Origin of the sequence: Halioglobus sp. HI00S01 (assembly GCF_001635445.1) — a bacterium.
Classification (GTDB): domain Bacteria; phylum Pseudomonadota; class Gammaproteobacteria; order Pseudomonadales; family Halieaceae; genus Halioglobus; species Halioglobus japonicus.
Genome location: NZ_LWEE01000015.1, coordinates 289,193 through 312,734, shown reverse-complemented (window position 1 = coordinate 312,734; position 23,542 = coordinate 289,193). Strand labels below are relative to the sequence as shown.

Sequence of the window (23,542 nt, the reverse complement as noted above, 5' to 3'; positions counted from 1 at the left end):
GGGTTAACGTTTTACGATGACGGACGAGCCGTGGCCAAAGAGACCCTGGTTGGCGGTAATTCCTACCTTGGCGCCCTGTACCTGACGATCACCGGCTTCACCGCGCAGCTGCCAGGTTAATTCACATACCTGGGCCAGTGCCTGGGCGGGGACCGCCTCGCCAAAACAGGCCAGACCGCCGGACACGTTCACTGGAATCTTACCGCCAATCGCTGTGTCGCCGGCGCGCAGTAACGCCGCCGCTTCGCCGCGAGGTGCCAGTTGTAAATCCTCAATCCAGTCCAGCTCCAGTGCGGTAGAGAGGTCGTAGACTTCAGCCAGATCGACGTCTTCAGGGCCAATGCCTGCTTCCTCGTAGGCCTTCAGCGGCAGCGTGGAACGGAAAGAGTGGGCTTCAATGCCCGCTGCTGCCGCAGAGTCGGTGGCGATATCCGGCATCTCAACCACGCCGCTGGCAAACGTTGGCGTGGTGGTAGAGATGGCGGCGACGCGGGGAGCGTCGCCTTTGCCGAGCTTTTCAGCGTACTCAATGCTGGAAACAATCAGCGCCGCGCCGCCATCGGAGGTGGCGCAGATATCCATTAGGCGCAGCGGGTCGGCCACCATGGCAGAGGCGGCCACGTCTTCAGCGGTGAATTGTTTCTTGTACCGGGCGCGAGGGTTATGCGCGCCGATGCGCGAGTTCTTGACTTTAACCGCCGCGAAATCCTCCAGGGTGTCGCCATACACATCCATGCGTCGACGCGCGTACAGGGCGAAGTACGTGGGGTTGGTAATGCCGAGGTAAAAGCGGACCCAGTCTGGATCTTCCGGGCGATAGCCTTTGGCGGGTGCCAGGAAACCCTTGGGGGTGGTGTCTGCGCCAACCACCAGGGCAACGTCGCACTCACCGGCGAGGATTTTGTTACGGGCAGCCGCCAGGGCCTGGGACCCGGATGCGCAGGCCGCATAGGAGGTGTTGACCTCGGCGCCCTGCCAACCCAGTGCCTGGGCAAAGGTGGCACCGGCGACATAACCCGGATAGCCGCAGCGCACCGTGGCACCGCCGGACACAAACTTTACGTCCTGCCAGGGTACACCGGCGTCCGCCAGGGCTTCGCGGGCCGCAGCCACACCATACTGCACGAAGTTGTGGCCCCATTTACCCCAGGGGTGCATGCCGGCGCCGAGAATTGCTACTTCATTAGACATTGTCGTTCACTCCAGCTCAGGCCTCTGCGGGCTTCCACTTCCAGGTCATCTTGATATCGTCATCGGTCTCGTGCAGTTGTTCCAGTACCAGTTCGACCGGCATGCCGACCTTGAGGTCTTCACAGCTGACCCCTTCGATGACCTGGCCGAGGACGACCATTTGTTCTCTTTCCAGCTGTACCGCTGCGATGGCGTAGGGCTCGAAGGGCTCGGCGGCCACGAAAGGTTCGGGCGGCTTGTAGCAGGCGTTGGTATAGCTCCAGATATGCCCCGTGCGGCTCAGTTCCACTTCGTCAAAGTCGGTGGAGTCACACGCCGGATTGCGGCAGTAGTCGTGGTTCTTGGGGAAGAAGTAAGTACCACAGTGTTTGCACTGGGTGCCGATCAGGTGGGGCTTAACTTCCATGGTATGCCAGCCGTCAATGGCCGGCGCAAGCGGTTTGTCGCTCATGAGAACCTCCAGAAAAAACGCCGGTCAGGGTAAACCGCCCGCTGCAGGCAGGCAAGGCAGCGCCGGATTGACCCAGAGGGGGTTTACCTAAACAGACCTGTATTGAGCCCGGCGGCGGAGTTAGGCAAAGTGAGCCCCATGTGTGGAAGATTCAATGTCATTGATAGCCCAGGGTTGCAGTCGTTACTGCGCGACCTCGGAATTGATCTCAAGCTGCCCACTGCCACTAACATCGCGCCGACAGAAGGTGTGGGGTTGGTTCTCGACACGGGGGCGGGCAGACAGATGGATGCCGCGCGCTGGTGGCTGACGCCTTCCTGGGCGCCGGCGGTTGATCAGAAGTACAGTATGTTCAACGCCCGCTCCGAAAGTCTCTCGACCAGCCGCGCATTTCGCACGCCCTTCAAGCGTCAGCGCGGTATTGTGCCGATGAGTAGCTTTGTTGAGTGGCGCACAGTGGCGGGGCGCAAGAGCCCCTGGTTGATTTCCAATGCCCAGCATGCGCTCGCGGTTGCGGCGTTGTGGGATGTTTGGGATGGCGATGGTTCGCAGATGCTCAGCTGCACGCTGGTGACCACCGCTGCCGCAGAACCTTTTGCACCCTGGCATAAGCGCATGCCGGTGGTATTGGCGGAAGATGAATGGAGCCGGTGGTTGGACAATAGTCGGCCGATTGCTGCCAATGATCCGGTGTTCCGCAGCGAATTGAAATCGGAATTGTACCTGCAGGAACTGCCCGCAAGCATTGGTAATAGCAGAAACAAAAACCCCTCCGAGATGGAGGGGTTTGGAGAGCTGATCGAGCTCCGCCCCTGAGGGCGGAGTTCAATTAGAAGGAGTAGCGCAGATCCAGGCCGTAGGTCAGCTGGTCGTCGATGCGGGTGTGGTAGGCACCCAGTACATCAGCAGCCAGGCCGCCGGGGTTCACGGCGTACTCTTCGTCCAGCAGGTTGTTACCCCACAGCGCAATTTCGATGTTCTCATCGTCATTGGTCCAGGAGATACGTGCGTTCAGCAGCTTCTGGTCCTGGAAGTACCAGGGGCCAGTGGTGTAGATCGCAGTGTCTTCGTTGGGGCCGGTGTCCTCGTTATACACGTAGTGCGCGTGTACCAGCAGGAAGCCGGTGGGGATCTCAGGGGTCCAGTCGAACTTCAGCGTGTACTCTGTGCCGGAGTCGTCTTCGATGGTCTCGCCACCGGCGAGTTCACCTGCCGAGTTGAAGTAGGTGTCAGAGGTTTCTTCGGTTTCACGATAGGTGGTGAGTGCACCCAGGCGCAGGCTGTCGGTGACTGTCCAGGTCAGCAGCAGCTCGATACCGTCTACTTCCAGGTCTTCGCTGACGATACCGGGGGCCGCGGTGGGATCATCCGGGCCTTCCTTGATGTCGCGCTGAACCTGACGATCGTCCAGTTCGTGGCGGAACACAGACAGCTCGGTACGCAGTGTCTCGTTAAAGAAATCACCCTTCAGGCCGACTTCGAAAGATTGAATCTCTTCAGGTGCGAAGGAACCGGTCTGTACGGACTTGAAGCTCTGGCCGTCAAAACCGCCGGACTTGTAGCCGGTGGAGTAAGAGGCGTAGGCCATGGCGATATCACTGAATTCCCAGTCGGCAACGAGGCGGCCGGTGGTCTTGTTCCAGTCGTCGCTGGACTCAAACTTGCCAAACCACTGATCTTCCGGTGCGCCGGTCTCGGCAGGGTTGTAGTTCACGCGGGCAGGAGCGATCGGCCAGTCGATGGTCGAGGGATAGGTCTGCCAGGAGTAGTCCTTCTCATCATAGCTGTAACGCAGGCCGGCGGCGATGCGAATGGTGTCGGTGAGCTGGTAAGTGCCGTCAATGAATACGCCCCAGTTGACGAAGTCACCGGTGTTATCCATGGTTTCAGTGAAGTATTCACCGCTGAATTCGGGCGGCAGTACGGCTACGCCGGCAAAGTTGGATACGTCCAGCCACCACTGGTCGGGCTGGTCGCCGAAGATATCCCAGGCATGGGTATCCTGATCGGGTTCAATACCGACTTCTGGAAGAAGATCGATGCTGACGAACTGCATGTAGGAGTCAGCCAGCAGGCCGATGTCGGTGCGCTGGAATACGTTTTCCTGGCTGTAGTTCGCGCCGAGGATCAGGTCGAGGTTGTCCTGTACAAAGTTGAAACGGATTTCACTGTAAAGAATGTCGGAATCTTCGATGTTGTTGGTGTCGAGGTAGCGGCGCATTTGGGCAGTGCCGTCCTCTTCCTGCAGGTTGGTGGTTTCCCACTCGCGGTAGCTGACGATACCGAACATGGACCATGCATCGTTGATGACGTGGTCGATCTGTAACGATACACCGTACATTTCACGAGTTTCTTCCTCGTTGTTGCGGTTGCTGTCGTATGCATTGCCTGCACCGGCTACATCATGTTGGTCCTTGCTGCGGAAGGGATCTTCGCTGCCCTGGTAAGAGTACTTGGGGTTCACGCCGATAGCGGCGCGGGGCATTTCATCACGGTCTTCAAAGTCTGCCGCCAACTGGACGGAGGTGTCTTCGGACACGTCCCACAGCAGTACGCCGCGGCCGGCAATAAAGCCTTCATTGCGGAAGTCGTCACCGTTCGTGGCGGTTTCAGTAAAGCCGTCGCGCTGGTGAGAGAACAGGTTGCCGCGGAAGAATACATTGTCTGTAACTGGAGCATTCACCATGCCTTCCATGCGCAGCATGTTCTGGTTGCCGACGCGCGCTTTTACAAAACCCTCAAATTCTTCGTGGGGCTTGTTGGGCACGATGTTGATTACACCGGCGGTGGCGTTGCGGCCGAACAGCGTGCCCTGGGGGCCTTTCAGGACTTCAGTGCGCGAGATGTCGGTGAACGGGATAGAGGTTACAGCGCGGGGCATGTATGAACCGTCGTAGAACACGGCCACAGAGGCGTCCTGACCCGAGCTGATATTCGGGCTGGAGATGCCGCGAATCGAAATGCCGAACTGGGTGGTACCGCCGACGGTGTCCGCAATATCCACACCGGGCATGAAGGTGTCGATGTCCTGAATGGTGGCGGCGCCAGTGTTAATCATGTCCTGGGTGGTGAACGCGTTCACCGAGCCAGGTACAGACATGAAATCCTCTTCACGCTTCTGGGCGGTGACCACAATTTCTTCCAGGGCCAGGCTGTAGCCGCCGGCGCTGGTCTGGGCGAAGGCCGGAACGGCCAGCGTGCTTGCGCCCAGTGCAAACAGGGCAGTCTTTACGGCCTTATGCAGGGGCTTTTTCGTCGCAGCTTGCAGGCCGCGATCGGTGCTTGGGTTACTCATCGGTTATGTCCCGTAGTTCAATGTATTTGTATCGTTAATGCTGTCCGGCGCCCTGCGACTCTAAGCGGTGCAGTGACCTTCCGGCTTTCACGTATAAGTTGTTGTTATAAGGCCGGTTTCCCTACCAATTCTGGGGCTGATTCTACCTTCACAGGCGACCTCAAAGCCTGCGGAAAATCGACATCTCAGAAGTTTTTCCACGAAGGCGCGAATTGTTCGCACAAAACCTTAAACCAGGCTGAAAAAGAATGCCTGAGATGCCTTTATTGTACGATGGTACAGGATAAACCCCGGGTAGAATGTGAACCCTTTCACAATGTGGAGCAATCAAAATGGGTCTGTATGCAATGACCGGCGGCGCCACCGGTATAGGTGGTGAACTGAGAAAACAGCTGCTGGAACGTGGCCATGAAGTCATCTCTGTAGATATTAAAGAGGGCGATATTATTGCTGACCTCTCAAATCGCGAGGGGCGCGAGGCAGCCATTGCCGGCATCAGGGAGCGGGCGCCTGAGGGACTCGACGGATTCATTCCCTGCGCAGGCCTGCCGCCAGTGGCGCGCCCACTGGGATTGATTCCTGCCGTGAACTACTTCGCTGTCGTAGAAATGGCAGAAGGTTTGCGCGATCTGGTGGGGCAGCGCCGGGGCAGTATGCTGCTGGTGGCGTCGAATTCAGCGCCTATGGTTCCTAAGGACGACCCCTACGTCGAGCTCTGTTTGGCGGGTGACGAAGCCGCCACAATCGAAGATATCTCCGGCAAAGACGGCCACACTGCTTATGCGGGTTCCAAGCGCGCGGTAACCGCCTGGATGCGTCGCAATGTGGTGGACTATGCCAAGGCCGGTGTGCGGCTGAATGCGGTGGCTCCCGGGATTACCATGACCCCGCTGACCGAGCAGGTGTATGCCGATGAGGAATTGGGGCAGGCGATGCGCGACTTTGGTGGCATGGTGCCCTGGGGCGGCACTGCCCAGCCGGACCAGATCGCCAACGTGATGCGGTTCCTGCTGTCTGAAGAGGCGGACTTTGTCTGTGGGTCGGTTTATTTTATCGATGGCGGCTCAGATGCCATGCTGCGTCCCGACGATTTCTAGTCGAGCTGGCTGCGCACTGCGCCGGCAATCTCTTCGCTGAGTTGCCACAGCAATTCGCTGTACGCCCCGGCAAGTTGCGGGGCCAGCTCAGCCTGTCCATCCAGACCCGTGGTCAGTTGGGTCAGTCTCCGTTCCATTGATTCGCCGCTGGCGGGTCGATAAACCAGCCACTCTGCCACCAGGCTCGCTGTTCCGGGGCGTGCGTCGAGGCTGTGGATATGCAGCTTGATGCCAAATTCCGGCAAGCGCTTGGAGTGATAGGGGAAGGTCTGGACACTGTTGGTCTCGAGCAGGTCGGCCAGATTCAGGCTAACCACTCTGCCAATGCCGCCCTCCAGTGGCTCCGCCCAGCGCTGCACGCTATCGATCTCAATCTGGTTTCCCCCGGTGCTGTAGACCAGTTGTTCCCTGCGCAGATAGGCCGGGACTTCGACGGGCCCCACGCCGATTGACGGAGAGCTGTTGGCGGGGATACTGTTCACCTTGGTCTGCAGCAGGTAGTGATTGCTGGGTGTGCTGCTACAGGCAGCCAGTAACAGTATGCCGCAGGCCAGTGCAAATACTCTCATGATTAGTCTCCTTGCCTGCCGCGGAGCAGGGCCTCGGGTTGTTCCTCCAACGTGCGGCCCAGCTGTTGCAGCGCGCGCCCGGCCTGTGAGAGATCACGCAGAGCCCGGTTGAGTTCGTAAACAGTAGCGGAATCCTGGTCCAGCAGTGATTCCAGTTCTGAGACGCCGCTCTGGAATGTGCCTATGGCCTTCTCGAGTTGAGCGAGATTCCCTTTTACCAGCGCCGCCAGCTCAGGTAGCTCCTGGTTGGCGGTGTTGACCGTAGTGTTGGCGCCGTCCAATAGTTGATCCAGGCGCGGACCGCTGCTGTCTATCTGTGCCGACAAGCGTTCGCTGAGATCGGTGAGTGATGCCAGCGTGCTCTGGGCTTGGGCTGGGAGCCCCTGAAAGCCCTCGCTGGTCACGAAGTGGTTGAGGCCTGAAGCCACAGCTTCCAGATCGCCGGCGACGCGCGCAAAATCAATGGTTTCGAGCTTGCGTTGCAGCCGCTCCAGTTCGGTGGGAATCGTCGGTATCTGCAGGTAGGGCGAATCCACATCGGCGAGCTTGATCTCGCTGTTGGGGTGGAAATCCAGCTGAACATAGAGAAGCCCGGTCAGCAGGCTCTGGGTGTTGAGCTGGGCGCGCAGCCCGCGAGAAATCAGTTCCTCGGTGAGGGATTCGGTGCTGGTGCCACTGCGGCGCACGTTCTCGCCGCGAATCTCGGCTTCAACGAGCATGATCAGGTCGACGGTTTCCGTGTCCAGGATGAGTTCGATATCGGTGACCTGACCCACCTGAACGCCGCGCAGGGCGATGGGAGCGCCGAGTGTCAGTCCTTTCACGGAGCCTTCAAATACCATGACGACCTTGCTGCGTTCGCTGCCGAAACCGGTTCCGAGGACGAAAATAATCATCGTCACCGCGATCAGCAGGGCGCCGGTCACAAACGCCCCGATGGCTACCGTGTGGGGTTTTTCACTCATGGCTTACTCGCTTCTGGCTTTTTATGCTCAGTGCTCATCTTTTTCTGCTCAACTCGCCGCGGCCTGCTCTGAATCACTCGCGCTTTCCCTGGCCAGGAATTGTCGCACGACCGGCTGGTCGCTGTGATCACGCAATTCACGGGGATCGCCGTAGGCAATCATGGTTTTGCTTTGTGCATCCAGGTACACCGAGTTTGTGGCAATGCCAAAAATACTCGGCAATTCATGTGTCACCATGACCACTGTTGCGCCGATGGATTCCTGCAATTGTACGATCAGCTCGTCCAATAGCCGGGAGCTGATTGGGTCCAGTCCTGCAGAGGGTTCGTCAAAAAACAATATCTCGGGGTCCAGGGCTATGGCGCGGGCCAGGGCAGCGCGTTTACGCATGCCACCGCTGATCTCCGAGGGATAGTACTCCTGATAACCCGCGAGCCCGACGAGGGCGAGCTTATAGGCCACAATGTCGGCGATATCGTCCGCGGCAAAGTCTGTGTAGAGCTGCAGCGGCAGCGCGACGTTGCCACCCACGGTCATAGCACTGAACAAGCCTCCGGACTGGTAGGTAATGCCCCAGCGGCGGCGCATGGCCTCGCAGTGGTCAGCGGTGGCGTTCACGAAGCTGTCACCGGAATAAAGTATGTCCCCGGAGGCGGGAGGCAGCAGCCCCAACATGTGTTTTAGCAGGGTGCTTTTACCGCAACCACTGCCGCCCATGATGACGAAAATGTCGCCGCGGTGAATGTCGAAGTTCAAGTCGCGCTGAATCAGCAATGATCCATAGGCCATGGTCAGGCCGCGAACGGCGATATGGGTATCCATCAGATACCTACCTGCTGGCAAATGATATTGATCGCCGCATCAGCCACGATCAGATAAACGATAGACGTGACGACGGCCTCGGTGGCGGCCTGGCCGACTGCGGCAGAGCTGCGGCCGCTGTTAATGCCAGCGCGACAGCCAGCGGCCGCGATCAGAATGGCGAACACCACGCTTTTGCACATGCCAACCAGGATATGGTTCATGTGCAGAGCGGTCTGGCCTTCAGCGATATACATCAGTGGTGTGATTCCCATGCCGCCGGCGACGATACCGCCGCCAATAATGCCGAGCAGATTGGCGTACACGGTCAGCAGCGGCATGATGACCACCAGAGCCAGCATGCGTGGCACAACGAGAAATTCCATGGGCGAAATTCCCATGGTGGTGATTGCGTCAATCTCTTCGTTGGTCTGCATGGTGCCCAGTTGCGCGGCATAGGCGGCGCCGGTGCGTCCCGCCATCACAATTGCCGTCATCAATACGCCCATTTCGCGGAGCATGCCGATAACCACCAGGTCGGCCACATAGATTTCCGCGCCGAACTGCTGCAGCTGCACCGCACCCAGATAGGCCAGAATCATACCGACCAGCACGCTGGTCAGGCTGATAATGGCAAAGGCATTGGGCCCGGCCTGATAGCAAAACTGCCGGAAATCGGTGTAGCGGGTGTTGGCCCGGCCGCGGACGAGGTTGATCAGCGCGACGCTGAGTTCGCCGATAAAGGCCAGCGTTTCCCGTGTTCGCTTCCAGAATGTCCTCAGCAGCCCCGTTGGGTTCAATTGCTTCCATACGGATGTGGGGGGAGGGTCCGGGGGCGTGTGCTCGGGAACGGCAGTCGCCACGCTCAGCAGGCGCTCGACGCCCTCGGGCATCTCCCGGGTGCTGAACGCCAGTTCGGCATCGCGACATTGATTGAAACATTGCAGGAGAAACGCCATCAGGACTGAGTCCCACTGGCCAATGGCAGAGCCGTCGACGATCAGGCTCTTGCTCTGCACGAAGGGTAACTCGTCCCGGAGAATATCAAAGTCGCGGTGTGCGTTTCCCTGGGCCCAGTCGCCCGAGAGCTCCAGGATCGCCTGGTCGGGATCCTCAGTGAGAAGTTGGAAGCCAGCCGGGTTGGAGTCCATGCGGTTCGTGATCAGCCCTTTGCTATCAGTCTACTGCCAAGCTCAGAGAATACCAATGATTTACTGCTGGTAGGGCAGGGGTGGTTTGCCTGCCTGGATGGCGGCCTCGGCGCGGGCGTAGATATCAGCCACCGATTCGGTATTACCTACTTCGTAGCGCCTTGCAATCATGGTCATTGGGAACACAAAGGTATCGGTGTTGCGATAGCGCAATGCGCGGCTGCGCCCGATCTTATCCTCGTAAATGACCCAGTGCAGATCGTGCTCTTTTGCCAACAAGTCGCCCATTACTACACCCATTGCCTGCAGTTCGCGGGTTTGTCCCGGAGCAATGAGGCGGTCGTCGATAACCCGTTGTAGCAGCTCGAGATCATTGCGTTTCACCATCTGGAAACGGCGGCCATACTCGCTTGCCACGAGATTGCCCATGAGGTCACGCTGCTGCTGGAGATACCCCACGTCCAGTTTGGAGGGTTCGCTGATGTGCAGTTCATCCTCGTCGGCCGCCGCGATCGGTGTAGCTGTGATTAGCGCGGCCATGAACAGTGAGGCAAGGAATTTATACATAGGGACGATTCCATGGGGTTTGAGTAGCCATTCTAGGTCCCCCGCCGGCTTAGCGAAAGGGCGCTGCCGGGGCGTTGACGCGGTTGTTATTCCGCCCCCTACATGGATAATGGCCCTCTTCCCTCGGGCGAGCAGTTTCGGACGGCCCTGGATCAGTATCGGAGACAGTAAATGATTAGCGGTAGCATAGTTGCCCTGGTAACGCCCATGAATGCAGATGGTGGCGTGGACTGGGCGGCCCTGGAGCGGCTCCTGGAACTGCACATCGAGGCGGGTACAGGTGCTATTGGTGCGGTGGGAACCACCGGCGAAAGCGCTACATTGAGTGTGCCCGAACACTGTGAAGTGATTAAATTCTGTGTTGACTCTGTGGCTGGCCGCATTCCAATCATGGCTGGCACCGGTGCCAATGCCACTCGCGAGGCGATTGAACTGACACGCGCCGCTGCCGATGCCGGCGCCGATTGCTGCCTGTTGGTCACTCCTTACTACAATCGCCCCACTCAGCGAGGCCTCTATGCACACTTCAGGGCGGTAGCTGACGCTGTTGATGTGCCTCAGATTCTGTATAACGTGCCCGGTCGCACTGCTGTCGATATGGACAACGAGGTCGTTGCCGAGTTGGCGACACACCGGAATATTGTAGGCATCAAGGATGCCACGGGCGATCGGGAGCGCGGTCGTGACTTAATCGCCCGATGCGGCGATGAGATTGCCGTTTACTCTGGCGATGATCCCACTGCAATGGACCTGATGTTGGCCGGTGGTAAGGGCAACATCTCGGTTACCGCGAATGTTGCCCCCCGGCAAATGGCACAGCTGTGTGCGCTGGCCACGGCGGGTGATCGCGAGGGCGCCAGTGCCATCAACGAATTGCTGACACCACTCAACAGCGCGCTGTTCCTGGAAGCCAACCCAATCCCTGTGAAATGGGCCATGGCGCAACAGGGATTGATTGGCGAGGGCATTCGCCTGCCACTGATCGTGTTGGACGAGCAATACCACGCCGACGTTCGAGCCGCGCTGGAGGCTGCAGGAGTATAATGATTTCACTAAGCACAGCGATGCGCATTCCAGCGTCTATTGCCCTGGCGGCAGCACTGAGCGGCTGCGGCTATCTGTTTGGCGACGGGGGCATGTTCCCCGATCGTTCTCAAGACTATAAAAAAGCCGAAGAAGTCCCCGTGATCGCAGTTCCGGATGGCAAGGACTCGCGGTCGCTGCAGGAAATTTATCCAATCCCTGAAGTGGAACAGGATGTGGTACTGGCGGGCGACTTCGAGGTGCCACGCCCTACGCCACTGGTCGCGGGTAACTCCGATCAGCTGGTGCGTATTCAGCGGCTCGGTGCCGAGCAGTGGGCACTGGTCGCAGAAGCTCCTGGAGAAGTCTGGCCACAGGTGCGCAGTTTTCTGACGGGCGCGGGTATTTCGGTGGCCCGGGTGGACGCGCGTGCGGGTCTTATGGAGACCGGTTGGTTGGAGCTGGAGTCACAGCCTATTGCTAGCCGCTTCAGAATTCGCATCGACCAGGGGGTTCAGCGCGGTACCAGTGAGCTGCATGTGCTGCAGATGATTCAGGCGGGCGATGTCGATAACTGGCCCTCTACGTCGGATAACCCCGATCAGGAAACCGAAATGTTGCGCGCCCTGGCACAGTACATTGCCAACGCCGCAGGCAGCGCCCAGGTATCCATGGTGGCCAACCAGACCATTAATGCTACAGGTAAGATCGCCCTGCAGGAGACTGCGGCCGGTGAACCTTATATAGCGCTGGAACTGCCCTACGATCGCGCCTGGGCATCACTGGGCCGGGCGATTGAGAAATCGACCTTCGAGATTTCGGATCGGGATCGCAGCACCGGCGACTACTTTGCGGTATTCCTGGGTCAGGCTGCGCTTGAGGAAAGCAGCTGGTTCGATTGGCTGTGGGACTCTGACGATGATCAGCCTCACGTGGGCGAGACGTTTGTGATCAGCCTCAAGCGTGAAGACGACAACAATATGGCGATCTTCCTGCGGCCGCAAGATTCAGAGATAGCGTTCACCAAGCGTGAGCAACAGGCCATGCTCAGTTTGATCAAGGGTAATATCAACTAGGGCCTGTAGTGCGTTTTGCATCTCTCGGATCTGGCAGCAAGGGTAATGCGACCCTGGTCCAGGCCGGTGACACACTATTGATGGTGGACTGTGGTTTCTCCGTGCGGGAAACCACTCGCCGCCTGGCCCGACTGGGCCTTGTCCCTGACGACCTATCCGCGATTCTGGTGACTCACGAGCATAGCGATCACTGTGCGGGCGTTGCCAAGTTGTCACGCAAGTTCGACATCCCTGTATACCTTTCCTACGGCACTGCCGGCAGCGGGCGCTGTGACGGTGCCTATGAGTTGCGCTGCTTTAACAGCGAGGACTGTTTCGCCCTCGGTGATATTTCCGTGCAGACGGTGAGAGTGCCCCACGACGCAGCCGAACCCTGCCAGTACCGGTTTGATGCAGCTGGCCTCAGCCTGGGGATTCTGACCGATCTTGGCTGTATTACGCCGCATGTCGTCGAGGCTTATCGCCACTGTGGCGCGCTCGTGCTCGAGTTCAACCACGATCAAGACATGCTTCAGGCGGGCCAATATCCGCCCCAGTTGAAACGCCGGGTCGGCGGTGACTGGGGGCACTTGAACAACATGCAGGCCGCGGATTTACTCGGGCACCTGGCGCCAGCGTCCCTCAGCCACCTGGTGATTGCCCACATCAGTGAACAAAATAATGCGCGGCCGCTGGCGGAAGCCGCTCTGCAGCCGGTGGGTGAGCGTGCCCGCAATATAGTCTGGGCCTGTCAGGCTGACGGCTTTGGCTGGCTGGAGGTTTAGGAGGACGGTTCCTGAGCCTGCTCGGCGGCATCTTCGGCGGCGCGATCGCGCTTCCAGCGACGATTGCTCCACAGCCAGCTTTCCGGATCTTCGCGAATGGCTTTTTCAGCGAGCGCCACGTAGCGGTCGGTGATGAGGTGGGATTCCTTGTCGTAGGGCCGCTCGGCGAGTTCATGGAACTCGATTTCATAGCGTCCCTTGCTGCGTCTATGGCACTGGGCGAAAACCACGGGAAAGCCTGTCATTTTAGCGATGGTCTCCGTACCCAGGTAAAAATTGGCTTCCTGATTCATAAAGGTCGTCCAGTACCCGCGTTCGCTGCGAATGGGCGACTGGTCGGCCACCATGACAAAGATTCTGAATTCTCTGCGGCGTCCGAGAATGTCCCGGGTGGCCTTGTCCATGGCCAGTGGGCGTGAGCCGAACTGGCTGCGAATGTCATAGATCAGCTGATCAACCTGAGCGTTGTGCAGCGGCTTGTACACGGGGTCAATGGGAATGCCCAGCTCGGCTACCGCGCCATGCAGCATCCACTCCCAGTTACCCTGGTGGATGGTGACAACAATCACGGAGCGGGTGTGGTCCTCGCTGGCCTTGCGCAAAACCTCAGGGTTGAGCACCTTCATACGATCGAGAAATTCATCCCGCTGCATCCGGCGGGCTTTGAGGATCTCCAGCGCTACCTGGGCGAGGCGGCGATAGAAACGCCTGCCGATATCCGCCCGCTCGGCTGCTGACAGCTCCGGAAATGCCCCCGCAAGATTTTCGCTGACGACTTTGCGCCGATATCTGGTCACGTGGTACAGCAGTACATAGACCAACCACGCCGTGACATACAGCAGCGGGAATGGCAGAAAGGCGATGAGGCGATAAATCATCGTTGCGGGCAGTGGCCGGGCAGTGTCAGTGTGTCCAGTTGCAGCAGGGCGCCACCGCCGGGGCAGGTAAGGGAGCCGTTGCCGCGCAAGTCCAGGCTCTGCAGCGCTGGCAGGTCGTAAAGCGGGCGGGGGTCAACAATTTGATTGCTGCGTAAGTCCAGTTCAATCACCAGACTGAGTTTGCCCAGCGGTGCGACGCTGGCAATGCTGTTGTCCCGCAGGATGAGCCTGCTGAGCCCAGTAAATACTTCGATCCCGGAGAGGTCTGCAACGTTTGAATCCGAACAGTTCAGGTCGCGTAGTTGGCTGGCATGGGTGATGTTCAGGCGTTCAATCTCGTTTTGTACGCAGCTGGCCAGTGCCGGGTCCGCTATCGTGTATTCACTGAATAGCGGGCGGGGCGTGTACACCACGCGATCGTTTACCGAAAGATCGTAGCTGCCGCAGCCTGCCAGGAGCAGCAGCGCAGTCACCGTCAGAATTCTCTGGATCACTGCAGAGTTCTCCTTACAATGGGTGAGGGCCTTGGCCCGGTCACATCAGGGTTTCTATAATAACACCTGAGCACTAAGGAAAAGAGAATAGAAATGGACGAGAAAGGCAGTAATACTCATACCGATGCCGCCGCGATGTCCATCGTGCAGCGGGGTAATCTCAAAACTCTCGAGCAAACCCTGCGTAAGCAGTGGCGTCTTGGCCAGAATATTGTGTTGTGCTGGAGCGCTGACGAACGCGGTCTGCTGGTGGTCATGGTGCCCCACTACTTTCTCGGCAACTATTGTGCTGGCGATAACCATGACAACGAGGAATTTGTTCGCGAATTGATTTCCGGCAGTCGGCGGCGCAGTCGCGACGATATGTTTGCTATCTCGAAGCGTCTGGAGGTGGCGCCCACCTTTATTAAACTGAGCTCACCACTGAGTGATGAGGCCGCTGTGCTCAACGCAGTTGAACAAATGATTTGCCGCTATGGCGTCAGTTATGTTGATAGCCGTGCGGTGCTGCTGTTCGATATTGTTGAGTTTTCGCTGTTCACGCCGTTTGAACAGGCGAGCCAGCTCAACAGTCTGTCCTACTCCTTTAACTCCGCCTATAACAAGCTGGCATCGATTGGCATTGATATTGATTTTGCCCGCACCACCACCGGTGATGGCTACTACGTCTGGAACAAAAGTCTCGGGCCGGAGGCAAATCGCGATTTGTTCTACTTCATGTTACTGGTCGTTGCCGATAACGCGGTTGCTCGCGCCGCATCCAAAGGCAACACCGTCCCGAGAATACGCACGGCCTATCATGTGGGTGGGCACTATGAGCTCTACCAGGCTGCGGGCGTTAACCCGTCCGTGTTCAGCTATATCGTCGGTGATGTCACGATTGAGCTGGCGCGTATGGTCGACACCGCAGTGGCCGAGCAGATCTTGGTCGGAGAATTTGATACGTCGATTGTCGACAGTAATCTGGGTTCCCAGAAAGTGCCGGCGCCGGCATTTGTCAGCGCTTGTAACAGAGGGCTGGCAGCACTGGCAGGCGTGCAACTCTCCGGTAAACGCCTCAATGCCATGCGGTGCCAGCTCACTGAATATCTCGATTGCGATGCAACGCGCCAGATATTCCGCCTGCTGATTACCGATAAACACGGTCTGTCGCGGTACGCGCACAATCTTCAGGTGAGTCTCGACCTCGAGGGCAGAAGGCTTGAACTGGGTCTCGAACAAGCGCGCCTGAACAGCGCAATGACGGATACGGCGGCTCCCGAGCCGCGCCAGGAGGCTGTCGTGCCTGATTCAGCGCTGGAGCCCGCCGCGTCAGCTGAGGAATTGTTTGATGACCTGGCACAACTGCTCGCCAGGCGCAGGCAGGGTGGCGTTGGCGAGGAGTAATACGGCTGGCATTGTGCCGGCGGATCCTGTCTATTTGGTCACAGCGGAAACGCTGGGAGAGCAACTGAATCTGCCAGTTCTGCCGGTGGGTACCGTGGCCCGGGATTGCACTGAGTTTGATCTGCTCCTGCATTGCGGTGACGGATTGTCCCTGCAATTGACCGGGCGGAGAGCTCCGGGGCCAGTGACAGTGGATTTTGGCGCCGCAGATATGCGTCACAGGCGCCAGTCAGGTCACAATGAGTTACTGGGGCGTGCTGTCGGGGTTGGGAAAAAATCCAGCTTGCATGTGGTCGATGCCACTGCCGGGCTGGGACGGGACAGCTTCGTGCTGGCAGACCTTGGCTGCCATGTATTGATGTGTGAGCGCAACCCATTGATTCAGAGCCTGTTAAGTGATGGCCTGGCGCGGGCCGTTCGCGGTGACTCGTGGTTGCAGGAGGTCTCCGGAAGGATGGTGCTCTGGCAGGGTGACAGTACTCTGGCGCCGCAGCGGGTAGATGATCCTCGGGATGTGATTTATCTCGATCCTATGTTTCCCGCCCGCGACAAGAGCGCCGCGGTCAAGAAAGAGATGGCGCTGTTCCAGTTTCTGCTGCAGGACGACAACCAGGATCAGGCTGGATTGCTGCACTGGGCCCTGGCCCAGGATGTGGCCAGAGTCGTCGTTAAGCGGCCGCCCAAGGCGGGCTTTCTCGATGAGCTGAAACCCTCGCACAGTATAAAGGGCAAGGCTGTGCGCTATGATGTTCATGTGTTGCGCGCTCTGGCCTGACACCCACCCTGATCACGGGGTATGATCCTCGCCTCTTGAATAACACCTGATGGATATCGCATGCCTGATTCGAAAACTATCGCGCTGGTCACAGGCGCTTCGTCTGGCCTCGGCATAGAGTTTTGTCGCCAGTTGGCATCCCGTTGTGATGTGATTATCGCGGTAGCGCGTCGCCTGGATCGATTGGAGGCGCTGGCGGAGGAGTTGGCGGCAGAGTGCGAGGTTCACGCTGTGGCGGCGGACCTGGCGACTGTCGAGGGTGTTGCCCACACCATGGAGATGTTACGCCAGAAGGGGCCGGTCGATATTTTGGTGAACAATGCAGGTTACAGCCCTTACGGCCACTTCGCTGATTCTGCTATTGAAGAGCAGCGAGGTATGTTGGCCCTGCATTGCGATGCGACCATCACCCTGTGTCGCGCAGCGATTGGTTTTATGGTTGAGGCCGGTGGTGGCGCGATCATCAATGTGTCGTCGCTGGGCTCATTTGTGCCCGGACCGGGCCTGACCGTGTATGGGGCTACCAAAGCGTTCCTGAACTATTTCTCACAATCGCTGGCGGCAGAGGTTGCCGATCAGGGTATCGAAGTGCAGGCGCTGTGCCCCGGGCTGGTGCGCACCGAGATCCACGACTCAATGACCGAGCAGGGCTTTGACGGTTCCCGGTTCCCCGATGAGATGTGGGCGGAGAGCGAGGAAGTCGTCGCCGCCAGTCTGGCCGCATTGGGTAGCGGCCAGTTGTTTGTGATTCCCGGTACAGGCAATGGCGATATTGCCCGCATGGGTGCTCAGGCCATGCTGACGTCAGTTGGCGGTTAACAGCCGCTCCATAATGCCTTTGTAGATGGCGGTGAGACGCGGCAGGTCTGGCGCGTTAACCTCCTCGTTGAGCTTGTGAATAGTGGCGTTAATCAGGCCCAGCTCTACCACCTGAGCTCCGGTGGGCGCGATAAACCGTCCATCGGACGTGCCGCCTGATGTCGACAACTCGGTCTCTGTACCGGTGACATCTCGAATGCTCGCCACCGCCGCCTCTACAAGGGCGCCGCTGGAGGTGAGGAAAGGCTGGCCGCTGAGATTCCAGTCAATGCTGTAGTCCAGCGCATGCGCATTCAGAATGTCTTCGGTGCGGCGACGCAATTCAGCGTCGGTCACTTCGGTTGAGAAGCGGAAGTTGAACATCACCTCTGCCTCGCCGGGAATAACATTGGTGGCACCGGTGCCGCCATTGATATTGGATACCTGCATAGAGGTCGGGGGGAAGAAGTCGTTACCCTCGTCCCAGACTTCCCCGGTCAGTGCCTGTAGCGCCGGTGCCAGGGAGTGAATGGGGTTGGATGCCAGGTGTGGGTAGGCGATATGCCCCTGAACGCCGTGCACCGTGAGTCGCGCATTGAGTGACCCGCGGCGGCCGTTTTTGATCACGTCGCCGAGGGAGGCCGTGCTGGAAGGTTCACCCACCAGGCACCAGTCAATCTGCTCGCCGGCATTGGTGAGATGTTCGACAACGCGCACCGTACCGTTTACTGCCGGCCCCTCTTCATCAGAGGTAATCAAGAAACCAATACGTCCGTGATGGTCGGGGTGTTCAGCGATAAATTCCTCACAGGCCACGACCATTGCCGCGAGACTGGCCTTCATATCGGCAGTGCCACGGCCGAACAGGGTATCGCCGATCAGGGTGGGTTCGAAGGGCGGGGTATTCCACTGCTCCAGTGGACCCGTGGGAACAACGTCGGTGTGGCCGGCGAAGACCAGGATGGGGCCGTCTTCGCCGTGTGTGGCCCAGAAATTGTCGACTTCGCCGAAAGGCAGTGGGGTGCAGTCGAAGCCGATGGCCGTCAATCGCTCCATCATCATCGCCTGGCAGCCGGCGTCCTCCGGGGTTACCGAAGGGCGTCGAATCAGGTCGAAACATAATTCCAGGGTCTTATCCATGTTGGTCACTCAATCAGTTGTGAGCGTGCAGCTCTTCGTTCAATTCAATGGCGGAGCGGTTGGTCAGGCATTCCACCGCGCCATTGGCGGAGTTGCGGCGGAACAGCAGATCGTTCTTACCGGTCAGGTCGCGCGCCTTAACCGTCTCAACGGTGTTGCCTTCACTGTCGAGCATAGCAACCTTGGTACCCGCGGTGACAAACAGTCCTGCCTCCACGGTGCAGCGATCACCGAGGGGAATCCCAATGCCGGCATTGGCGCCGATCAGGCACTCCTGGCCAACGGAAAGCACAATGTTGCCACCGCCAGAGAGTGTGCCCATGGTGGAGCAGCCACCGCCAAGGTCTGAGCCTGCACCGACCTTCACGCCTGCGGAGATCCGCCCTTCGATCATGCCAGGGCCGTCGGTGCCCGCGTTAAAGTTAACAAAGCCCTCGTGCATGATCGTGGTGCCTTCGCCCAGGTGTGCACCCAGGCGCACGCGCGCGGTGTGGGCAATGCGCACGCCGCCCGGGACTACGTAATTGGTCATTTTCGGGAACTTATCGACGCAGCTTACTTCCAGTACTTCACCGCGCAGACGCGCGGCCATCTGACGCTCGGGCAATTCCTCGAGATCGACAGCGCCCTCGCTGGTCCACGCCACATTCGGCAACACGCCAAACAGACCGGTCAGGTCGGTACCGTGGGGCTTCACCAGGCGGTGAGACAGCAGGTGCAGTTTGAGATATCCCTCAGGTACGTTGCCGGGGGCCGTATCTTCCTTAAGTAACACTGCGGCGGCGGGGCGGCCGCTGTTGCGCATGCGATTCGCGAATGCTGCCAGCTCTGTCTCGCCGGCAGAAGTAAGCTTGTTTTCGATCTCGCGCAGTTGTTCTGGTGTCAGTACAGCGCCGCTGTCACAGTGATCTGCCGCAGCCGCCAGTTCTGCCGGTGGATTGAGAACCGGCTGCGGATAAAAAATTTCTAGCCACTCGCCCTTGGCGTTGAGTGTGCCGACGCCGAGGCCGAAGGCAAAGGCTGCATCTGTCATGTTTTTGTCCTGCTCTTACCCTGTCAGAGGGTGTGGTGATTGAATATCTGGGCGTACTGATCCGCTTTGAAACCGCAATGGTATTCGCCGCCGGTGTCCAGCAGGGGGCGTTTGACCAGTGTGGGTTCCTCGACAATCGCGCTCAGTGCGCTGCCTCGATCCATTCCCTCGCGCTGCTCGGAGCTGAGGCCCTTCCAGGTCGTGCTGCGACGATTGACCACCGTCTCCCAGCCCAGGCTATCCAGCCAGTTGGCTACCTGATCGGCGTCAACGCCGTCGGCGCGGAAGTCGTGAAAGCGGTAATCCACGCCTTTTTCGTCGAGCCACTTGCGTGCTTTTTTTACCGTGTCGCAATTTTTGATACCGTAGAGTGTAATCACTGGCGTTCCTGTGGCTAAGTATGAAAATCAAGGGGGCGCTAGCATAGCAAAAAAATCACAATAACCGAGGTGAAATAATGGAATCGATCGACCACTCCCTGGCGCTGCCTATGCTGGGTATGCTGAGCCTGACACTGCTGGTCTGGATCTACATGTTTGTCCAGCGTGGGGGGTACATGACAGCCAACGCCATTGATATCGAAGATGTGCGCTCGCCAGACCAGGTTGCAGCGCAGATTCCGCCGGAATCCTCCTCAGCCAGCCACAACTTCAAGAACATGTTCGAGCTGCCGGTGCTGTTCTATGTGGTCTGCCTGTACCTGATGGTCCTGGGGCAGGTGGACAGTATTCACGTGACCTGCGCCTGGGTATTCGTCGCGCTGCGAGCGCTGCACTCACTGATTCACTGCAGTTACAACCGGGTATTACACCGATTTTTGGCTTACTTGATCTCCAGCCTGGCCCTGTGGGCAATGGTGATCAGGGCGGTGCTCGCCGCGATGTAGCGGCCTTATGCTGCGCCGGCGCTCTTCAGGATGTCAGCGTAGGCGCTGCCATTGCGGTGCTCGCTGACAATGGCGAGTACCGTGCGGCCATCGCGGCCTGCAGCATTCACATCGCGCTGTTGCTCGGTAAACATGCCAAGAAATAGCGCAAAGTCGTCGGCGCGCATGCTCTGGTATGCCTTCAAAAGGATGTGGAAATCCTCATTGCTGCCGTCGTGAGGGCGGAAATTCAGGAAGCTGCGAACGTGGTCTTCGGTCCAGACTTCGTCGATAACTTTTTGTTTGTCTTTCTTCATTTCAGTTTTTGCGCAAGTAGTTTGTTAACCATGCCAGGGTTGGCCTGGCCCTTAGAGGCTTTCATAACCTGGCCGACAAAATAGCCGACCAGTTTTTTTCGTTTGGCGTCGTCAGCCGCCAGGTACTGCTCGACCTGTGCGGCGCTGTTGGCGATGACTTCATCGACCATAGCTTCAATGGCGCCTGTGTCTGACACCTGCTTCAGCCCTTTGGCGTCGATAATTTCATCCGCCGTGCCTTCACCCTGCCACATGGCTTCGAACACCTGCTTGGCAATTTTGCCCGAGATGGTGTTATCGAGAATGCGGGCGATCAGATTGCCCAGTGCATCCGCGCTGACGGGCGAGGCAGTAATCTCCTGTTCGACCTTGTTCAGCTGTCCGAGCAGCTCAACCTGCACCCAGTTGGCGGCAATCTTGGCATCGCCACAGGCCGCGACAACCGACTCATAGTAGTCGGCCAGCGCAATGCTGCCTGCGAGCACATTCGCATCATATGCAGACAGATTGTACTGCGCCATGAAGCGGTCGCGCTTGGCGGTGGGCAGCTCTGGCAAACTCTCGCGGACGGCCTGGACATAGGCTTCGTCAATGACGACAGCCAGCAGATCCGGCTCAGGGAAGTAGCGATAATCGTTGGCCACTTCCTTGCTGCGCATAGAGCGTGTTTCGTCGCGGTCGGGGTCGTACAGGCGGGTCTCCTGGATCACCTTGCCGCCGTCTTCCAGTATGTCGGNTTGACGTTCGATCTCGTGGCGAATCGCGCGCTCTACAAAGCGGAACGAGTTGACGTTCTTGATTTCAGCCCGGGTGCCGAATTCTTCCTGACCGTGCGGGCGCAGGGAAATGTTGATGTCGCAGCGCATCGAGCCCTCGGCCATATTGCCGTCGGAGATGCCCAGATACGTGACCAGGCTGTGCAGGGCCTTGAGGTAGGCCACCGCCTCCGCCGCCGAGCGGATGTCTGGTTCGGAGACAATTTCCAGCAATGGTGTGCCGGCCCGGTTGAGGTCGATGCCGCTCATGCCATGAAAGTCTTCGTGCAGCGATTTGCCGGCGTCTTCCTCGAGGTGGGCGCGGGTAATGCCGATTTCGCGAGTGCTGCCGTCTTCCAGTTGGATCTCAAACGTGCCCGTGCCGACGATCGGTGCCTCGAACTGGCTGATCTGATAGCCCTTGGGCAGGTCTGGGTAAAAGTAGTTCTTGCGATCGAATACTGAGCGCATGCCGATCTCGGCGCCGATACCCAGGCCGAACATGACGGCCATGTGCACCGCCTCTTTGTTCAGTACCGGGAGCATGCCCGGCATGGCGAGATCGACTGCGCTGGCCTGGGTGTTGGGTTCGGCACCGAACGTGGTTGGTGAGCCAGAAAAAATCTTCGACTGCGTGGCCAGTTGCAGGTGTACTTCAAGGCCGATGACTGTTTCCCATTGCATCAGGCGGCACCTCCTTCGGCGATGGCAGGCATGGCTTTGTGCCAGTCGGTGGCCTGCTGCAGGCGGTGTGACACGTTCAGCAGACGCGATTCCTCAAAGTGGCGACCAATCAGTTGCAGGCCCACCGGCTTGCCATCAACCAGGCCTGCTGGAGTGGAGATGCCCGGCAGACCGGCCAGGTTGACGGCCAGTGTGTAGACATCTTCCAGGTACATGGCAACCGGGTCATTGCTCTTGGCGCCCAGTGCGAAAGCCGGACCTGGTGTGGTGGGGCCGGCGATAACATCAACTTTGTCGAAGGCGGCCATAAAGTCGTCGCGGATCAGGCGGCGTGCCTGCTGTGCTTTCTTGTAGTAGGCGTCGTAGTAGCCGGCCGAGAGCGCGTAGGTGCCCACCAGAATGCGGCGCTTCACCTCGTCGCCAAAACCCTCTTCCCGGGTCCGGGTATACAGGTCGTGCAGGTCGGCCGGGTTGTCGCAGCGGTGGCCGTAGCGAACGCCATCAAAGCGCGACAGGTTAGTGGAGGCCTCCGCTGGCGCGATGATGTAGTAGGCCGGAATCGTCAGGGCGGCATTGGGAAGGGAAATTTCCACCAGCTCGGCGCCCTGGGCCTCAAGTTCCCTGAGCGCTGCCTGAATGCATTCGCCCGTTGCCGGATCCAGTCCGTCGCCAAAATATTCGGCGGGCAAACCGATGCGCAGGCCCTGCAGGTCGTTGTTCAGCGCAGCTGTGTAATCTTCGGTGGCCTGTTCGGAAGAGGTGGAGTCCAGAGGGTCGTGCCCGGCCATTACATTCAACAGCAGGGCGCAGTCCTCGGCGGTATGGCCCATGGGGCCGCCCTGATCGAGGCTAGAGGCATAGGCAATCATGCCCAGGCGCGAGACTCGGCCGTAGGTCGGCTTGAGGCCGGTGATGCCACAGAACGCCGCAGGCTGACGGATGGAGCCGCCGGTGTCAGTACCGGTGGCTGCCGGGGCGAGTCGGGCAGCGACGGCAGAGGCAGAGCCGCCCGAGGATCCGCCTGGAACCAGCGACAGGTCCCAGGGGTTGTGGGCAGCGCCGTAGAAGCTGTTCTCGTTGGAGGACCCCATGGCGAACTCATCCAGGTTGGTTTTACCCAGAATGACTGCGCCGGCGTCGCGGAAGCGGCGAATCACGGTGGCGTCGTAGGGGGGCACAAAGTTGTCGAGCATGCGCGAGCCGCAGCTGGTGCGCATGCCTTCGGTGCAGAAGATGTCTTTATGGGCAATGGGTACACCCGTCAGTGGGCCACCCTGGCCGCTGGCCAGCAGGGTGTCGGCCTCGGCTGCAGCGGCAAGCGCCGCTTCGCGATCTACGGTGATAAAGGCGTTCAGATCGCCGTTCAACCGCTCAATACGGCCGAGATAAGTGCTGGTGAGCTCGACACTGGAAAAGCGTTTGTTTCGCAATCCCGCGGACAGCTCGGCAACAGTCAATTGGTGCATG

At 58.8% G+C, this 23,542-nt stretch carries 25 protein-coding genes; 9 read left to right on the top strand and 16 right to left on the bottom strand.

Annotated elements, in window-relative coordinates; genetic code table 11:
- Nucleotides 1-3: 3 nt before the first annotated feature.
- Together A3709_RS04510 and A3709_RS04505 are read right to left on the bottom strand one after the other, a co-directional pair.
- Nucleotides 4-1,191, bottom strand: a complete 1,188-nt coding sequence (locus tag A3709_RS04510) for a lipid-transfer protein (RefSeq protein ID WP_066050667.1) — start codon at nucleotides 1,189-1,191, stop codon at nucleotides 4-6.
- 16 nt (nucleotides 1,192-1,207) lie between these two features.
- Nucleotides 1,208-1,642, bottom strand: coding sequence for a Zn-ribbon domain-containing OB-fold protein (locus A3709_RS04505; protein ID WP_066050664.1), 435 nt, complete (start codon nucleotides 1,640-1,642; stop codon nucleotides 1,208-1,210).
- Between the two features lie 138 nt (nucleotides 1,643-1,780).
- On the opposite strand from A3709_RS04505, the gene A3709_RS04500 reads away from it, so the two are divergent.
- Nucleotides 1,781-2,458, top strand: coding sequence for an SOS response-associated peptidase (locus tag A3709_RS04500; protein WP_066050661.1), 678 nt, complete (start codon nucleotides 1,781-1,783; stop codon nucleotides 2,456-2,458).
- 13 nt (nucleotides 2,459-2,471) lie between these two features.
- On the opposite strand, the gene A3709_RS04495 is transcribed toward A3709_RS04500, so the two are convergent.
- Nucleotides 2,472-4,937 (bottom strand): TonB-dependent receptor, encoded by a 2,466-nt coding sequence (locus tag A3709_RS04495; protein WP_066050659.1) that lies wholly within the window; start codon nucleotides 4,935-4,937, stop codon nucleotides 2,472-2,474.
- 332 nt (nucleotides 4,938-5,269) lie between these two features.
- On the opposite strand from A3709_RS04495, the gene A3709_RS04490 reads away from it, so the two are divergent.
- The gene (locus tag A3709_RS04490; protein ID WP_066050656.1) at nucleotides 5,270-6,034 is read left to right on the top strand and encodes an SDR family oxidoreductase; all 765 of its coding nucleotides are present in this window, start codon (nucleotides 5,270-5,272) and stop codon (nucleotides 6,032-6,034) included.
- On the opposite strand, the gene A3709_RS04485 is transcribed toward A3709_RS04490, so the two are convergent.
- The 5 genes from A3709_RS04485 to A3709_RS04465 are packed head-to-tail and all read right to left on the bottom strand — an operon-like array spanning nucleotide 6,031 to nucleotide 10,087.
- Nucleotides 6,031-6,603 carry a membrane integrity-associated transporter subunit PqiC gene (locus tag A3709_RS04485; protein ID WP_066050654.1) on the bottom strand — a complete coding sequence of 191 codons (573 nt, stop codon included), beginning with the start codon at nucleotides 6,601-6,603 and terminating at the stop codon, nucleotides 6,031-6,033. The genes A3709_RS04490 and A3709_RS04485 overlap by 4 nt on opposite strands.
- Before the next feature lie 2 nt (nucleotides 6,604-6,605).
- A complete protein-coding gene (locus A3709_RS04480; protein WP_066050651.1) occupies nucleotides 6,606-7,568 on the bottom strand; it encodes an MlaD family protein in 963 nt (320 codons plus the stop codon).
- A gap of 48 nt (nucleotides 7,569-7,616) precedes the next feature.
- Nucleotides 7,617-8,390: an ABC transporter ATP-binding protein gene (locus A3709_RS04475; RefSeq protein ID WP_066050648.1), complete on the bottom strand. Its 774-nt coding sequence runs from the start codon at nucleotides 8,388-8,390 to the stop codon at nucleotides 7,617-7,619.
- Nucleotides 8,390-9,520: an ABC transporter permease gene (locus A3709_RS04470; RefSeq protein WP_066050645.1), complete on the bottom strand. Its 1,131-nt coding sequence runs from the start codon at nucleotides 9,518-9,520 to the stop codon at nucleotides 8,390-8,392. The genes A3709_RS04475 and A3709_RS04470 overlap by 1 nt, the downstream gene beginning before the upstream one ends.
- Before the next feature lie 60 nt (nucleotides 9,521-9,580).
- Entirely contained in the window at nucleotides 9,581-10,087 is a 507-nt protein-coding gene (locus A3709_RS04465; RefSeq protein ID WP_082849887.1) for a DUF3806 domain-containing protein, read from the bottom strand.
- A 171-nt stretch (nucleotides 10,088-10,258) separates the two neighbouring features.
- Here A3709_RS04465 and dapA point away from each other — a divergent pair, with 171 nt between their 5' ends.
- From dapA to A3709_RS04450, 3 genes are read left to right on the top strand one after another with little or no spacing between them, the layout of a single operon-like run.
- The gene (dapA, locus tag A3709_RS04460) at nucleotides 10,259-11,131 is read left to right on the top strand and encodes a 4-hydroxy-tetrahydrodipicolinate synthase (RefSeq protein WP_066050642.1); all 873 of its coding nucleotides are present in this window, start codon (nucleotides 10,259-10,261) and stop codon (nucleotides 11,129-11,131) included.
- Nucleotides 11,131-12,186, top strand: a complete 1,056-nt coding sequence (bamC, locus tag A3709_RS04455; protein ID WP_066050640.1) for an outer membrane protein assembly factor BamC — start codon at nucleotides 11,131-11,133, stop codon at nucleotides 12,184-12,186. The genes dapA and bamC overlap by 1 nt, the downstream gene beginning before the upstream one ends.
- A gap of 8 nt (nucleotides 12,187-12,194) precedes the next feature.
- Nucleotides 12,195-12,950, top strand: coding sequence for an MBL fold metallo-hydrolase (locus A3709_RS04450; RefSeq protein ID WP_066050638.1), 756 nt, complete (start codon nucleotides 12,195-12,197; stop codon nucleotides 12,948-12,950).
- Here the strand turns inward: A3709_RS04450 and A3709_RS04445 are convergent.
- Entirely contained in the window at nucleotides 12,947-13,828 is an 882-nt protein-coding gene (locus A3709_RS04445) for a lysophospholipid acyltransferase family protein (protein WP_066050635.1), read from the bottom strand. The two genes, A3709_RS04450 and A3709_RS04445, sit on opposite strands and share 4 nt — an antisense overlap.
- On the bottom strand, nucleotides 13,825-14,322 hold the full coding sequence (locus tag A3709_RS04440) for a leucine-rich repeat domain-containing protein (RefSeq protein WP_082849886.1): 498 nt from the start codon (nucleotides 14,320-14,322) through the stop codon (nucleotides 13,825-13,827). Before A3709_RS04440 ends, A3709_RS04445 begins: the two co-directional genes overlap by 4 nt.
- A gap of 93 nt (nucleotides 14,323-14,415) precedes the next feature.
- On the opposite strand from A3709_RS04440, the gene A3709_RS04435 reads away from it, so the two are divergent.
- Genes A3709_RS04435 through A3709_RS04425 form a run of 3 tightly spaced genes read left to right on the top strand, consistent with a single transcriptional unit; the run spans nucleotide 14,416 to nucleotide 17,302 of the window.
- Nucleotides 14,416-15,708: a hypothetical protein gene (locus tag A3709_RS04435; protein ID WP_066050632.1), complete on the top strand. Its 1,293-nt coding sequence runs from the start codon at nucleotides 14,416-14,418 to the stop codon at nucleotides 15,706-15,708.
- The gene (locus A3709_RS04430; RefSeq protein WP_066050628.1) at nucleotides 15,653-16,483 is read left to right on the top strand and encodes a class I SAM-dependent methyltransferase; all 831 of its coding nucleotides are present in this window, start codon (nucleotides 15,653-15,655) and stop codon (nucleotides 16,481-16,483) included. The genes A3709_RS04435 and A3709_RS04430 overlap by 56 nt, the downstream gene beginning before the upstream one ends.
- Before the next feature lie 60 nt (nucleotides 16,484-16,543).
- A complete protein-coding gene (locus tag A3709_RS04425) occupies nucleotides 16,544-17,302 on the top strand; it encodes an SDR family oxidoreductase (RefSeq protein WP_066050625.1) in 759 nt (252 codons plus the stop codon).
- Here the strand turns inward: A3709_RS04425 and dapE are convergent.
- The 3 genes from dapE to A3709_RS04410 are packed head-to-tail and all read right to left on the bottom strand — an operon-like array spanning nucleotide 17,288 to nucleotide 19,834.
- Nucleotides 17,288-18,421 (bottom strand): succinyl-diaminopimelate desuccinylase, encoded by a 1,134-nt coding sequence (gene dapE / locus A3709_RS04420; protein WP_066050622.1) that lies wholly within the window; start codon nucleotides 18,419-18,421, stop codon nucleotides 17,288-17,290. The two genes, A3709_RS04425 and dapE, sit on opposite strands and share 15 nt — an antisense overlap.
- A gap of 13 nt (nucleotides 18,422-18,434) precedes the next feature.
- Nucleotides 18,435-19,454, bottom strand: coding sequence for a 2,3,4,5-tetrahydropyridine-2,6-dicarboxylate N-succinyltransferase (gene dapD, locus A3709_RS04415; RefSeq protein WP_066050620.1), 1,020 nt, complete (start codon nucleotides 19,452-19,454; stop codon nucleotides 18,435-18,437).
- Between the two features lie 23 nt (nucleotides 19,455-19,477).
- Nucleotides 19,478-19,834 (bottom strand): ArsC family reductase, encoded by a 357-nt coding sequence (locus A3709_RS04410; protein ID WP_066050617.1) that lies wholly within the window; start codon nucleotides 19,832-19,834, stop codon nucleotides 19,478-19,480.
- A 77-nt stretch (nucleotides 19,835-19,911) separates the two neighbouring features.
- On the opposite strand from A3709_RS04410, the gene A3709_RS04405 reads away from it, so the two are divergent.
- Nucleotides 19,912-20,340: an MAPEG family protein gene (locus A3709_RS04405; protein ID WP_066050613.1), complete on the top strand. Its 429-nt coding sequence runs from the start codon at nucleotides 19,912-19,914 to the stop codon at nucleotides 20,338-20,340.
- Between the two features lie 5 nt (nucleotides 20,341-20,345).
- Here the strand turns inward: A3709_RS04405 and A3709_RS04400 are convergent, their stop codons facing one another.
- The 3 genes from A3709_RS04400 to gatA all read right to left on the bottom strand — a co-directional run bounded on the left by A3709_RS04400 (nucleotide 20,346) and on the right by gatA (nucleotide 23,541).
- On the bottom strand, nucleotides 20,346-20,636 hold the full coding sequence (locus A3709_RS04400) for a PA4642 family protein (protein ID WP_066050610.1): 291 nt from the start codon (nucleotides 20,634-20,636) through the stop codon (nucleotides 20,346-20,348).
- Nucleotides 20,633-22,075 carry an Asp-tRNA(Asn)/Glu-tRNA(Gln) amidotransferase subunit GatB gene (gatB, locus tag A3709_RS04395; protein WP_066050608.1) on the bottom strand — a complete coding sequence of 481 codons (1,443 nt, stop codon included), beginning with the start codon at nucleotides 22,073-22,075 and terminating at the stop codon, nucleotides 20,633-20,635. The genes A3709_RS04400 and gatB overlap by 4 nt, the downstream gene beginning before the upstream one ends.
- A complete protein-coding gene (gene gatA, locus A3709_RS04390; RefSeq protein ID WP_066050605.1) occupies nucleotides 22,075-23,541 on the bottom strand; it encodes an Asp-tRNA(Asn)/Glu-tRNA(Gln) amidotransferase subunit GatA in 1,467 nt (488 codons plus the stop codon). The genes gatB and gatA overlap by 1 nt, the downstream gene beginning before the upstream one ends.
- Between the last annotated feature and the right edge of the window lies 1 nt (nucleotide 23,542).

What these genes read in the sequence shown, in the direction of transcription:
- A3709_RS04405 (WP_066050613.1), top strand. Translation starts at nt 19,912, where the DNA reads ATGGAATCGATCGACCACTCCCTGGCGCTGCCTATGCTGGGTATGCTG.
- A3709_RS04445 (WP_066050635.1), bottom strand. Translation starts at nt 13,828, where the DNA reads ATGATTTATCGCCTCATCGCCTTTCTGCCATTCCCGCTGCTGTATGTC.
- A3709_RS04435 (WP_066050632.1), top strand. Translation starts at nt 14,416, where the DNA reads ATGGACGAGAAAGGCAGTAATACTCATACCGATGCCGCCGCGATGTCC.
- A3709_RS04475 (WP_066050648.1), bottom strand. Translation starts at nt 8,390, where the DNA reads ATGGATACCCATATCGCCGTTCGCGGCCTGACCATGGCCTATGGATCA.
- A3709_RS04400 (WP_066050610.1), bottom strand. Translation starts at nt 20,636, where the DNA reads ATGAAGAAAGACAAACAAAAAGTTATCGACGAAGTCTGGACCGAAGAC.
- gatA (WP_066050605.1), bottom strand. Translation starts at nt 23,541, where the DNA reads ATGCACCAATTGACTGTTGCCGAGCTGTCCGCGGGATTGCGAAACAAA.
- A3709_RS04485 (WP_066050654.1), bottom strand. Translation starts at nt 6,603, where the DNA reads ATGAGAGTATTTGCACTGGCCTGCGGCATACTGTTACTGGCTGCCTGT.
- A3709_RS04505 (WP_066050664.1), bottom strand. Translation starts at nt 1,642, where the DNA reads ATGAGCGACAAACCGCTTGCGCCGGCCATTGACGGCTGGCATACCATG.
- A3709_RS04430 (WP_066050628.1), top strand. Translation starts at nt 15,653, where the DNA reads ATGACCTGGCACAACTGCTCGCCAGGCGCAGGCAGGGTGGCGTTGGCG.
- dapE (WP_066050622.1), bottom strand. Translation starts at nt 18,421, where the DNA reads ATGGATAAGACCCTGGAATTATGTTTCGACCTGATTCGACGCCCTTCG.
- bamC (WP_066050640.1), top strand. Translation starts at nt 11,131, where the DNA reads ATGATTTCACTAAGCACAGCGATGCGCATTCCAGCGTCTATTGCCCTG.
- dapA (WP_066050642.1), top strand. Translation starts at nt 10,259, where the DNA reads ATGATTAGCGGTAGCATAGTTGCCCTGGTAACGCCCATGAATGCAGAT.
- A3709_RS04495 (WP_066050659.1), bottom strand. Translation starts at nt 4,937, where the DNA reads ATGAGTAACCCAAGCACCGATCGCGGCCTGCAAGCTGCGACGAAAAAG.
- A3709_RS04500 (WP_066050661.1), top strand. Translation starts at nt 1,781, where the DNA reads ATGTGTGGAAGATTCAATGTCATTGATAGCCCAGGGTTGCAGTCGTTA.
- A3709_RS04480 (WP_066050651.1), bottom strand. Translation starts at nt 7,568, where the DNA reads ATGAGTGAAAAACCCCACACGGTAGCCATCGGGGCGTTTGTGACCGGC.
- A3709_RS04510 (WP_066050667.1), bottom strand. Translation starts at nt 1,191, where the DNA reads ATGTCTAATGAAGTAGCAATTCTCGGCGCCGGCATGCACCCCTGGGGT.
- A3709_RS04490 (WP_066050656.1), top strand. Translation starts at nt 5,270, where the DNA reads ATGGGTCTGTATGCAATGACCGGCGGCGCCACCGGTATAGGTGGTGAA.
- A3709_RS04470 (WP_066050645.1), bottom strand. Translation starts at nt 9,520, where the DNA reads ATGGACTCCAACCCGGCTGGCTTCCAACTTCTCACTGAGGATCCCGAC.
- A3709_RS04425 (WP_066050625.1), top strand. Translation starts at nt 16,544, where the DNA reads ATGCCTGATTCGAAAACTATCGCGCTGGTCACAGGCGCTTCGTCTGGC.
- A3709_RS04465 (WP_082849887.1), bottom strand. Translation starts at nt 10,087, where the DNA reads ATGTATAAATTCCTTGCCTCACTGTTCATGGCCGCGCTAATCACAGCT.
- dapD (WP_066050620.1), bottom strand. Translation starts at nt 19,454, where the DNA reads ATGACAGATGCAGCCTTTGCCTTCGGCCTCGGCGTCGGCACACTCAAC.